Here is a 10249-nt window from a genome sequence, read left to right on the forward strand (position 1 = left end):
GCCCAGTATTTGGGCCGGGTTCCGCCGGCGCAGTCGGGGATGACGGTGCCGTTGTTGTCCTTGGCCTCGTCGTTGCCCCAGCGGCTGAGGTAGTACGCGGAGACGTACTGTCCGGCGGGTCCGGTGTCGGGGTCGGTCTTGAGCCACCAGTGGTTGTAGCTGCTGCCGGTGCCGATCTGGCGGCCCCAGGTTTTGCAGAAGACGTAGTTGGTGCCCTGGTTGAGGGTTCCGGTCTGCGTGGTGCTGGTCGCCGAGGCGTAGACCGGCGCGCTGGCGCTGGTGTCCACCCAGTACTTGCCCGGACTCGAACCGCCGCACCCGTTGGTGCTGGTGAGCGACTTGGAGTTGTAGCTGCCGGGGTACGGCGCCAGCGACGCGCCGTCGATCACGATGCTCTGGCCGACGCCGTTGTACAACTGCTCGTAGTGGATGTGCTCGCCGGTGGAGTTGCCGGTCGTGCCGGTGACGCCGATCTGCTGGCCCTGCGCGACGTACGCGCCGTCGCCGACCGAATAGGCCTGCAGGTGGAAGTAATAGGTGTGCCAGCCACCGCCGTGGTTGATGTCGATGTAGTTGCCGGCGCCGCTGGGCTGGGAACGCCGCGCCGCCGTGCCGGCCGCCGAGGCCAGCACCGGGGCGCCCGCCGTCGTGCCGCCGTCGTTGCGGATGAAGTCCAGCGCCTGGCGCACCTCCTGGCTGTGGTGCGAATAGGTCCATCGCTGCCCGCACGGGAACGGCGCCTTGAAGCTGGGCGTGGCCGCCTGTGCGGGCGTCGCCGCCGCGGTGCCGGCGAGCACGGCGCCGAGCGCGACCGCGACGCGGGCGAGTAGGAATCTGGCTCGCATGGGTGTCCTCCGGGGATTGGGGGAAGGCCGGGATGCGTGATGCAGCCTCGCGCGGGCGGCGCCCCGGGGGAACCTGCAAGGTTGCAGGTTCCCATCGATGAACTCCGTGCTTCGCCATGGCGCCGGACAGCGATCGCTGTGAATAATGGCCCGTGGTCGGCCACGAAACGCGGGAGAGCCATGGAGCGGGACACCTGCACCGTGCGGGTGCCGACGGGATACCGCGTCGGCGGCTGGTGCGTGGGGAAAGCCCTGGCCAGCGGCAGCTGGAGCAGCGTCTACCGCGCCGCGCGGGTCGGTGCCGGGGTTGAGGACCAGCCGCGCGAGGCCGCGCTCAAATTCATCGCGACCGGCACCCTGACCGCCCGCCAGCTCAGTCACCTCGCGGACATGACCAGCCGCGAGGTCGCGGTGCACCGCCACGTCGAGCACCCCGGCCTGATCCGGGTGCTGGACGTCCTGGTCATCGACGATCCGGCCAACCCGGCGCTCGACGGCGGGACCGTCCTGGCCCTGGAGCTCGCGGCCGGGTCCGCGGCCGCGGCGCTGGACCGGGCGGGCGGCGCGGGGCTGCGGGAAGCACCCCGGATCATCGCCGAGACCTGCGCCGCCCTGGCGTACCTGCACCGGGCGGGCTGGGTGCACGGCGACCTCAAGCCGAGCAACATCCTGCTCATGCCGGACGGCTCGGTGCGGCTGGCCGACTTCGGGCTGGCGGCGCACCTCGACGGCACCCACGCGTACCTGCCGCCCGGCGGCACCTCCGACTTCGTGCCACCGGAGCGGTGGGCCGAACCGGTGCGGCCCCGCGGCACGCCTGTGCGGCAGACCGCCGACCTGTGGGCGCTCGGCATCTCCGCGTGCCTGCTGCTCACCGGCCGGCTTCCCTTCCCGGGGGTGACCTCGCGGGCGCGCGCCGCCGCGGCCGCCGGCTACGCGAGCGGCAGGGCGGCGCTCAACCTGCCGGACGTGCTCACCGAGCCGTGGCGGCGCTTCATCGCCGACTGCCTGGCGCCGGACCACGCCAGCCGCAAGCGCTACGACGCCGCGACGATGCACCGGCGGGTGCTGGAGATCGTCGCGTCCCCGGGCGGCGGACGGCCGGGCCCGCTCCGGCGGGCGCTGGCCTCGCGGCCCGGCGTCGCCGCCGCGGTGGGACTGCTCGGCGCCGCCGGGATCACCCTCGCGGTCCTGTGGCCGCGGCCCCCGGCGGGGCAGCCCGTGCCGCAGGCCTCGGCGCCGCCGCCCGGATACGACCGCTACTTCCGTACTGACGCCGGCATTCCGCCGGCCTACTACGAGCTCATCGTCCGGGCGGGCGTGATGTGCCCGGAGAACAAGGCCGTGACGCCGTGGCTGGTGGCGGCGCTGCTCAAGGCCGAGAGCAACTTCGATGCCGGGCTGTCCGATCCGGCCGCCGACGAGTACGGCATCGCGCGCTGGACTCCGGCCGTACTCAAGTTCTACCTGCCGCCCGGGGAGCGGGACCGGATTCCCCCGCCGCCCTTTCCGCCCGAGGTGTCCATCCCCGCGGTGGGCAGATACCTGTGCTCGATGGCGCCCGCGCTCGAGGAGGTGCCGGGCAGCCCCGAGGAGAACCTGGCCGCCGCCTACCGGACCTCGGCGGACGTGGTGCGCGCCGCCGGCGGGGTGCCGCGCAACCGGCCCAAGCTGACGCGTTACATCGAGCGCCTGCGCGCGGCCCTCACCCGGTACCGCCCGGTCGCGCCGTTCCCCTCGGCCTCGTGACGGCTATCCGGCGAGCAAGGCCAGGTGCTCCCCGCGTACGAGATCGAACTGCAGCGCCAGCGACACCAGCGCGCTGCGCTGCCAGTCGGCCTTGGTGTTCTCCGCGTCGGCCGGGGTCTTCACCCGCAGCTTCTCGCGGGCGAGGTAGCCGATGTGGAAGTTGACCGCCGCCCGGGTCAGGCCGGCCGCGGCCGGCACCCCGGCGAGCCGCTCCAGGATCTCCGGCGCGGTGGGGATGACCGGGCTGGAGGGGTTCCGCAGCCGCGGCTCGCAGAGCGCCAGCAGGATCAGGAAGTACTTCGCGGTCTCGTCCATCGGGAACGAGGTGCGCGTGGCGTCGGCCGAGCCGTCGGGGGCCTCGGCGATGTCGGCGTAGGCGTGCTGGGGGGCGAAGACGTAGAAGGCGGCGGGACGGTCCGCGCCGGGCACCACGACCCGGGAGAACTCGAACGGTACGGGCATCTCCAGCCGGCGCGGCGCCACCTTGATGAACTCGCCGCCGCCCTCGGGGTTCTCGATGACGTAGGTGCGGCGGGCGCTCAGGTTGCTCACCAGCCAGTGATCCTCCACGGCGAGAATGCGGCCCGCCACCCGCGAGATCGCCGCGTCCGGCAGGACGATGTCCACCGGCGACTGCGGCGCGCCGCGGCCGAACGTGGCCGCCTGACCCGGCGCCAGCTCACGCACGCTGGGGGGATCGTCACAGCTCTGCACGATGACGCCGGCCATCCACACGTTCGCCTCCACCTCGAGCCGCCACCGGCAGAGTACGCGGCGCCCGCACCGGTCAGACGATCAACCGGTTGGCGGCGGCTGCCCCGGCCCCGGCCAGTGCGCCGGCGGGTACGGGCAGGGCGGCGGCGCCGGATATCCGTGGAACGGCGCCGGATATCCGTGGAACGGCGCCGGATATCCGTGGAACGGCGCCGGGTGGCGGTACAGCGGCGCGGGCCGCCACGGGCGGAAGAACCGGTGCGAGGTGCTGGTCAGCAGCAGGACGACGGTCGCGACCGCGAGCAGCAGCGCCACGATGACGGTGACCATGCCCAGCACGTCGAACGCGACCGACCAGCCCTTGCCGTCCAGGCGATCCAGCCTGGCGTAGAAGTCCGAGCCTTCCCAAGCGGTGAAGGACTCGTCGTCGGTGAGCTCCTCGCCGTCGGTGAAACCGTCGCCGGGTGCCGCCGTGATGAGCCCGACCAGCAGCAACCCGAACAGGCTGCCGAAGACGCACGCCAGCGCGCCCAGCAGCACCGGGGCGCCGATCCCCACCAGGGTGAGGATCCGCGCGACGTTGCTGCCCCGGCGCACCCAGATCGCCGTGATGCCGAGCCACGCCGCCAGCAGCAGCGCCGGCACGGCGGTGAGCAACGCGCTGGACAGGTTCGCCGCGCGCTCCGACCCCGCGTCGTCGCCGCCGGAGGTGGCGGCCCGGGCGGCCTGGTCGATCAGGGCGTCGTAGTGAACGGCGTCGGCGATCGCGACCCCGACCATCAGCAGCAGCGTCCCGGCGAGGGCGACCTGGAGCGCGAACGCCACGGTCACGGCGGCGGGCCGGCGGAGGGCGGCCGGGGTGTCCGCGGAGATGGCTGGCTGAGTCACGACCGCACGCTACGGATCTGGAACCGGTTCCGGCACGGCCGGTCGGCCACTCCTGGATCAAGAAATGGGCGGAAGTATGTCGAATTTGCGCTGCTCGCGCCGCCGGCTGGCGACCTGCATCGACGGCCGTGCCCCGGACGCCGCCGCCGGCGGCCTCGTCGTGGCCGCCGACGAGGAGACCCACGCCGACCTGCTGAGCCTCATCGCGGTGAAGGGCGTCACTGCCACTTGATCGGTACGCAGTTGCCGGTCTTGTAGGTGCCGTTGTCGTCGGGCACGAGGCCGTGCTGGGAGTTCGCGACCCGGGCGCACACCTTCGGGGCGTGGCCGATGGCCTTGACGAAGGCCGGCTCGTCCGTCCCGATCACCGACGGCTGCTCGTCGTCGACGTACCAGGTCCCCTGCTGGTCCTCGGGGGCCTGCTCGCCCATGATCTCGTCCGGCGGGTTCGTGCCGTCGCTGCCCCAGATGTGCAGGTGCCATCCGCCGGACTTGGAGGGCTGGGCGCCGCCGAACTCCGCGTTGTACTCGACGGTGAATGTGCCGTCGGCGACCTTCGCCGAGGTGAGGCAGACCCAGCGCGGGTTGTTCTTGATCTCGTCCGTGCACTGCTCGTCGGCCGGGATCGTGGCGGCCTGGCCGTTCGCCGCGGCGGGTTTGCCGTCGCCCTTGTCGTCGCCCTTGGTCAGCGCATAGCCGGCCACGCCGGCGGCGAGCAGCACGAGCAGCGCGGCACCCGTTGCGATCAGGGCGCCCCGGCGCCGGCCGGCCGGCTTCGAGGTCGCCGGGGAATCGAGCCCCTGCGCGGCCGAGGCCGACACGAACGTCCGGGCCCGCGCGGACTGGGCGGCCGGGCGGGCGGCGGGCGCCGGCAGGCCCATGTTGCCGACCACGGTCGGGGCGGCGGCACTCTGCGACGACGGATAGACACGCGTTGCCGGAGCCGGTGCCACGGGCTCGGCGCGGTACGTCACCGGCGCCGGCCTGGCCGCCGGGGTCGCGGCGGCAACGGGCCGCGCGGGCTGGACCGGGGGCGCCGGAGCGGCCGGCGGGGTCGCGGGTGTCGCCTGCCGGCGGGGCGGAATCTGGACCGGCGGCGCGGCGGCGGCGGGCTTCGCGAGCGTCCCGCCGGCCAGCCAGGCCGCGCCGAGCGCGACCGAATGCTTGGGATGGGCGTCGACCACCACCGGCCGGCCCAGCTCCGAGCCGACCAGCTGGGCGACGATCGGCATCCGGGACGAGCCGCCGACGAGCAGCACCGAATGCACCTGCTCCGGCGTGCAATCGGCCGACCGCAGGGCCCGCTGCAGCGCCTCGACGGATCCGTGCAGCGCCGGGCGGACCATCGCCTCGAACTCGGCCCGGGTGAGCCGGATCTCGGTGGACACGTCCGGCAGCAGGACCGGGATGGTCGTGTCGGTGTCCGAGGAGAGCGCCTCCTTGGCCTGCACGCACTCGTCCCGCAGCCGGGCCACGGCGTTGATCGCCGCGGAGTCGTCCTCGTCGAGCGCCTCCAGCTTGCCGTCGAGCGCCGTGCGGACGTGGTTGAAGACCGCGGCGTCGAAGTCGGTGCCGCCGAGCCGTTCGATGCCCTCGGGCTGGCCCATGACCTCGAACCCGGTCGCGGTCTTGCGCAGCACCGCGGCGTCGAAGGTGCCGCCGCCCAGGTCGTAGACGGCCACGACGGTGCCCTGCTCGACACGCTGCTGCTGGGTGTAGTTGACCGCCGCCGCCTCGGGCTCGGTCGTGTAGATCACCGGCAGGTCGAGGTCGGCCATCCGCGCGGCCTGGCGCATGAGATCCATCTTGTACGGACCCCAGTTCGCGGGGTGCGTGATGCAGATCGCGGCGGGCGCGCCGCCCTCCCGGCGGGTCACCTCGTCGACCACCGACCGCAGCAGCCGCGACATCAGGGCCTCGGCGGATTGCGGCACGCCGCCGAGCAGGTACGGAGTGGTGTCACCGAGGCGGCGCTTGAACTCGCGTGCCACCCGCTGCGGCTCGGAGAATCCCCTGCGATGCGCCGCGTCTCCGGTCAGGAACGTCTCGTCCTGCCGCAGCAGGACCACCGACGGGATGGCCGCACTCCGGTCGCCGAGCGAGACGGTCTCCGCCCGGCCGTCCCGCCAGATCGCCGCCGCCGTGAACGTGGTTCCGAGGTCAATTCCAAGCGCGTACATCGATGGATGCTCCGATTATGATCATCAATACCAGGTTCGTCAGGTCGTCGCGCGGCGGGTCGCGGCTCTTACGGTACTCACCACAAGCTCATCGAAGCCGTCGTCTGTCGTCGATCATGCCCTCGCAGGATCGGACGGCGACCCGCGCGGCTACGGCCATCTCCGCCGAGGTCAGGGGATTCTCGGCGCGGCGCTGCCAGCGGGCCAGCGCCGCGTCCGCCGCCGCGTCCAGCTCCGCGCCGGACGCGTCCGGCGGCAGCCGCAGCCGCTGGTGCACGGCGGCACCGGCGCCGCCGATGAGCTGCTCCAGCTCGGCGACGACGTCGGGCTTGCCGGTCACCCATCCGGAACGCAGGCTGGACAGCACCCGCAGCTCGTTGAACGGGTGCGCCGAGGCGATGATCTCCTCGACCGCGCCGGCGATCTTGTCGCTGCCCGGCCGGGGGCTGACGCGGGTGACCTCGGCCACGGCGAGCAGCGCGGACCGGGACTTGAGCACGTCGCGGCGTTCGAAGAACAGCGAGCCGAGCACCTCCCGGAGCTGCGCCAGCCCGCTGCGCTCGGTCAGCTCCCGGGCCAGCTCCGTCGCGGTGCCGCAGGTGCCGTGCCGCAGCAGGGCCGCGGACAGCCGCAGCCCGAACAGACCGAACCGGCCCAGCAGCGACTCCCGCTCGATCGAGGTCATGCCCAGCTCCGGCATGGTCTGCACGAACCGGTCGGCGGAGAGCAGCAGCTGCTCGGCCTGGGCCACCGGCAGCTGCGAGATCCGGCGCAACCGGGCGAACTCCACCTCGGTCAGGGTCGTCGCGGTCTCGGCGAGCAGGCCGGCCACGGGCACGACGGACTGCACCAGCCGCCGCACGCTCGGGGTGGTGCTCAGCCGGCCCGCGATCCGGCGCGCCGACGCCATCGCGTCGAGCCGGCCGACGGCGATCTCGTCGGCACGGGACAGGACCCCGATGGCGTTGACCGGATTGGGCCGGGACACCTCGACGTCGTGGAAGGCGCGCAGGAACTCGACGTCGTTGCTGTGCAGGTGGCGCATCAGATAGATGACGGCGTCGGCGGGGGTCTCCTCGTCGTCCGGCGCCAGCAGGTTCCAGGAGCGCAGCGAGGTCTTCTCGGACAGCGACCCGATACCCGGGGTGTCGATCAACGTCACCGTCCGCAGTGCCTGCGACGGCCAGCTGACCTGCAGCTGCGCCACCTCGTCCACGTCGAGGTCGCCCAGGTCCATCTCGATGGCGCCGTCCTCGCGGCTGAACCGGAGCTGCCGCGGCGGACCCTGGTAGGGATGGGCCGTCACCTGATAGGTGTGCCCGTCGGAGTACCAGGTGACGATGCGGGTGCACTCGCCCGCGTCGGTGGGCGCCAGGCGCTCGCCGACCAGGGCGTTGAGCAGCGTCGACTTGCCGGCCTTGATGCGGCCGGCGACGGCCACCCGCAGCGGCTCGTCGAGCCGGTCGCGCACGGCGGCGAGCCGCCGCTCGTACGGCGTGCCGCGGTACACGTCGAGGGCCTGGCCGAGCGCGGCCCGCGTACGGTCGATCAGGCTCATCCGGTCACCGCGCACGACCGCCGCCCGAGCATCCGGATCCTCAACTCGGACCCCACATCCTCACGTCGCTGCTTCCCGGTCTGCCTCGGTGCGTTCCGTTGCCTGGTGTGCACTGACCGTGGTCCGGCCTGGCAGACGCCCCGAGCATGCCACCCAGGAACAAGCCTCGTGGAGCGCGGGCTCGCGGAGCAAGGCGCCGGGCGGTCTGGTATCGCTCGGCCGAACGGCCCACCGGGCGGCACCGTGGAGCCACGATGCCTTTCGGCTTTCCGACAGCGTTGTGTCGGAACGTGGCCAGGGGGTTCACGCTGAGCACATCCGTAAACTGCCAGGTCGACGGGGGCTAGGAGGGAACAGCACGGGTGACTGTCGTGGTGGGAGTGGACGGCGCCGGGCGGACCCGCCGGCTCGGCGAGATCGCCGCGGCCGCCGGCCGGCCGTTCGTTCCCGTGATCTTCACGACGGTCGGCGACCTGGAGGCGTTGCTGGCCCGCGCCGGCTCCGAGGGCGCGATGGTCCTCGTCGACGACGCGCACCGGCTGCCACCGGAGGCGCTGCGGGTGCTGGCCGCCGCCGCCCGCGGCGGGACGCCGATGGTGATCGCCCGCCGCCCCACGATCGACGGGCCGGAACTGGCCGAGCTGGACGAGGCGGTCGCCGCCACCGGAACGGTCGAACACCTCGGCCCGCTCGACACCGAAGCCCTCTGCGCGCTGGTCACCGCCGCGATCGGCCGGCCGCCGACGGCGGAGCACGTGGCCGCGGTGCGGACCGCGTCGGCGGGCCTGGCCGCCGTGGCCGAGGCGGTGGCCGCCGCACCGGACGGCACGCCGCCCGCGCTGGTAGCCCGGCTGCAGCGCCGGCTCGCCGGGCCCGGCCGCGACACCGCGGAGCTGGCCGTGATCCTCGCGCTCGGTGTGGAGCTCGACGACGACGTCGTCTGCGCGGCGGCCCGGCTGGAACCGGCGCGGGCGGCGGCTGCGACGCGGGCGCTGCGCGACCAGGGGCTGCTGACGCCCGACGGCGAGCGAATGATCCCGGCGGTCGCCCGCGCGGTGCTCGCCGACCTGTCGCCGCCGGAGCGCCGGCGGCTGCACGACACCGTGGCGGCGGCCCTGCTGGCCACCGGCGCCGACCCGGTCCTGGCCGCGGAGCAGCTGCGCGCGGCCCGCGCGCGTACCCCAGCGGCGGCCGACGTCTACACCCGCGCCGCCGACCGGCTCCGCTTCGCCGCGCCCGGTGCCGCCCTGTCCTGGTACGACGAGGCGCTCAACGCCGGCGCCGATCCGGCCGTCGTCGCCGCCGGCCGGGCCGAGGCGGCCATCCTGCTCGGCCTGCCCGTCGACCTGGACGTGGCGACGGCATCGCAGTCCGACGCGGCCCGGCTGGCCCTGGTCGCCGGCGCCGCCGCGGCACACGACGGCCGGGCCGGGCGGGGGGCCGAGGCGCTGCGGAGCATCGGCCCGCCCGGCCCGGTCCTGGCCGGTCCGGCGCTGATGGCCACCGGTCAGCCGGAACCGGCGCGCTCGGCGGCGACCGGCCCGGCCCCGTTGCCGCTGCGCCGCCTCGCCGAGGCGGCGCTGGCGATCGGCGACCCCGCGACGGCCCTGCCGATGCTGATCGAGGCGGCCGAGGCCTGCGAGCAGGCGCCGCCGGCGGTCCTGCTGCCCGACCTGCCGCACGCGCTCGGCGCGCTGGTCGCGGTGACCGCCGGCGACACCGCGACCGCCGAGCACCTGCTGGAGCGCGCGCTGACGTCCGGTGCCGGCGGGCCCGTCGCCCAGAACCGGCACCGGCTGCTGCTGGCCTGGGTGCGGCTGCGGGCCGGCCGATACGACACGGCCCTCGCCGAGCTGCAACGACTGTCCGGCGCGCCGCTACCGGGCCGCGAACGCCTGGTGTTCGCCTGCCTCACCGCCGGGATCGCCCGGCGCCGGGGCGACATCGCCCAGCTCCGCGCGGCGTGGGCGCTCGCCGAGCCGGTACTGGCGCGGCGCGCGGTCGACCTGTTCCAGCTGGAGATGGTCGAGGAACTGCTGGTCGCCGCCGCCCGGCTGCGCCACCACCGGCGGATCACGCCGATCCTCGACGACCTGGACGCGGTCGTCGACCGGCTCGGCCGGCCCGAGGCCTGGGCGGTGTCGCTCGGCTGGATCCGGCTGCAGATCGCCGTCGTCGGCGAGGACCAGCCGGCCGCGGCCGCCGCGGCGAGCCGGCTCGGCGGCCTCGAACCCGGCGGCGCCCGCCAGCGGGCCCAATGCCGTGCGGCCACCCGGTGGGCCGCCGCCCTCGCCGGCGAGGTGAGCCCGGACGAC

At 74.2% G+C, this 10249-nt stretch carries 8 protein-coding genes; 3 read left to right on the forward strand and 5 right to left on the reverse strand.

Going from position 1 to position 10249, the window contains the following annotated elements:
• Positions 1 to 845 (reverse strand): M23 family metallopeptidase (locus tag AB0F10_RS40995; protein ID WP_360638585.1); only part of this gene is annotated, 845 nt, incomplete at its 3' end.
• 180 nt (positions 846 to 1025) lie between these two features.
• Between AB0F10_RS40995 and AB0F10_RS41000 the strand changes: the two genes are divergently transcribed.
• The gene (locus AB0F10_RS41000) at positions 1026 to 2594 is read left to right on the forward strand and encodes a protein kinase domain-containing protein (RefSeq protein ID WP_360638588.1); all 1569 of its coding nucleotides are present in this window, start codon (positions 1026 to 1028) and stop codon (positions 2592 to 2594) included.
• Between the two features lie 3 nt (positions 2595 to 2597).
• Here AB0F10_RS41000 and AB0F10_RS41005 read toward each other — a convergent pair whose 3' ends face one another.
• Both AB0F10_RS41005 and AB0F10_RS41010 read right to left on the reverse strand, forming a co-directional pair.
• Positions 2598 to 3341, reverse strand: coding sequence for an FHA domain-containing protein (locus AB0F10_RS41005; protein ID WP_360638591.1), 744 nt, complete (start codon positions 3339 to 3341; stop codon positions 2598 to 2600).
• Positions 3342 to 3389: 48 nt separating this feature from the next.
• A complete protein-coding gene (locus AB0F10_RS41010) occupies positions 3390 to 4196 on the reverse strand; it encodes a hypothetical protein (protein WP_360638594.1) in 807 nt (268 codons plus the stop codon).
• Positions 4197 to 4272: 76 nt separating this feature from the next.
• Here AB0F10_RS41010 and AB0F10_RS41015 point away from each other — a divergent pair, with 76 nt between their 5' ends.
• Complete coding sequence (locus AB0F10_RS41015; RefSeq protein WP_360638606.1) at positions 4273 to 4428, forward strand: hypothetical protein; 156 nt, start codon at positions 4273 to 4275, stop codon at positions 4426 to 4428.
• On the opposite strand, the gene AB0F10_RS41020 is transcribed toward AB0F10_RS41015, so the two are convergent.
• Positions 4415 to 6376: an Hsp70 family protein gene (locus tag AB0F10_RS41020; protein WP_360638597.1), complete on the reverse strand. Its 1962-nt coding sequence runs from the start codon at positions 6374 to 6376 to the stop codon at positions 4415 to 4417. The genes AB0F10_RS41015 and AB0F10_RS41020 overlap by 14 nt on opposite strands.
• An 88-nt stretch (positions 6377 to 6464) precedes the next feature.
• On the reverse strand, positions 6465 to 7934 hold the full coding sequence (locus tag AB0F10_RS41025; RefSeq protein ID WP_360638600.1) for a dynamin family protein: 1470 nt from the start codon (positions 7932 to 7934) through the stop codon (positions 6465 to 6467).
• A 362-nt stretch (positions 7935 to 8296) separates the two neighbouring features.
• Between AB0F10_RS41025 and AB0F10_RS41030 the strand changes: the two genes are divergently transcribed.
• The coding region (locus AB0F10_RS41030; protein ID WP_360638603.1) for a LuxR family transcriptional regulator at positions 8297 to 10249 on the forward strand (1953 nt) is incomplete at its 3' end.

Origin of the sequence: Actinoplanes sp. NPDC026623 (genome assembly GCF_040638275.1) — a bacterium.
Taxonomy (GTDB): Bacteria; Actinomycetota; Actinomycetes; order Mycobacteriales; family Micromonosporaceae; genus Actinoplanes.

Bases quoted from the DNA above. Each gene is read 5' to 3' on its own strand.
- AB0F10_RS41000 (WP_360638588.1), top strand. From the start codon at position 1,026: ATGGAGCGGGACACCTGCACCGTGCGGGTGCCGACGGGATACCGCGTC.
- AB0F10_RS41015 (WP_360638606.1), top strand. From the start codon at position 4,273: ATGTCGAATTTGCGCTGCTCGCGCCGCCGGCTGGCGACCTGCATCGAC.
- AB0F10_RS41020 (WP_360638597.1), bottom strand. From the start codon at position 6,376: ATGTACGCGCTTGGAATTGACCTCGGAACCACGTTCACGGCGGCGGCG.
- AB0F10_RS41025 (WP_360638600.1), bottom strand. From the start codon at position 7,934: ATGAGCCTGATCGACCGTACGCGGGCCGCGCTCGGCCAGGCCCTCGAC.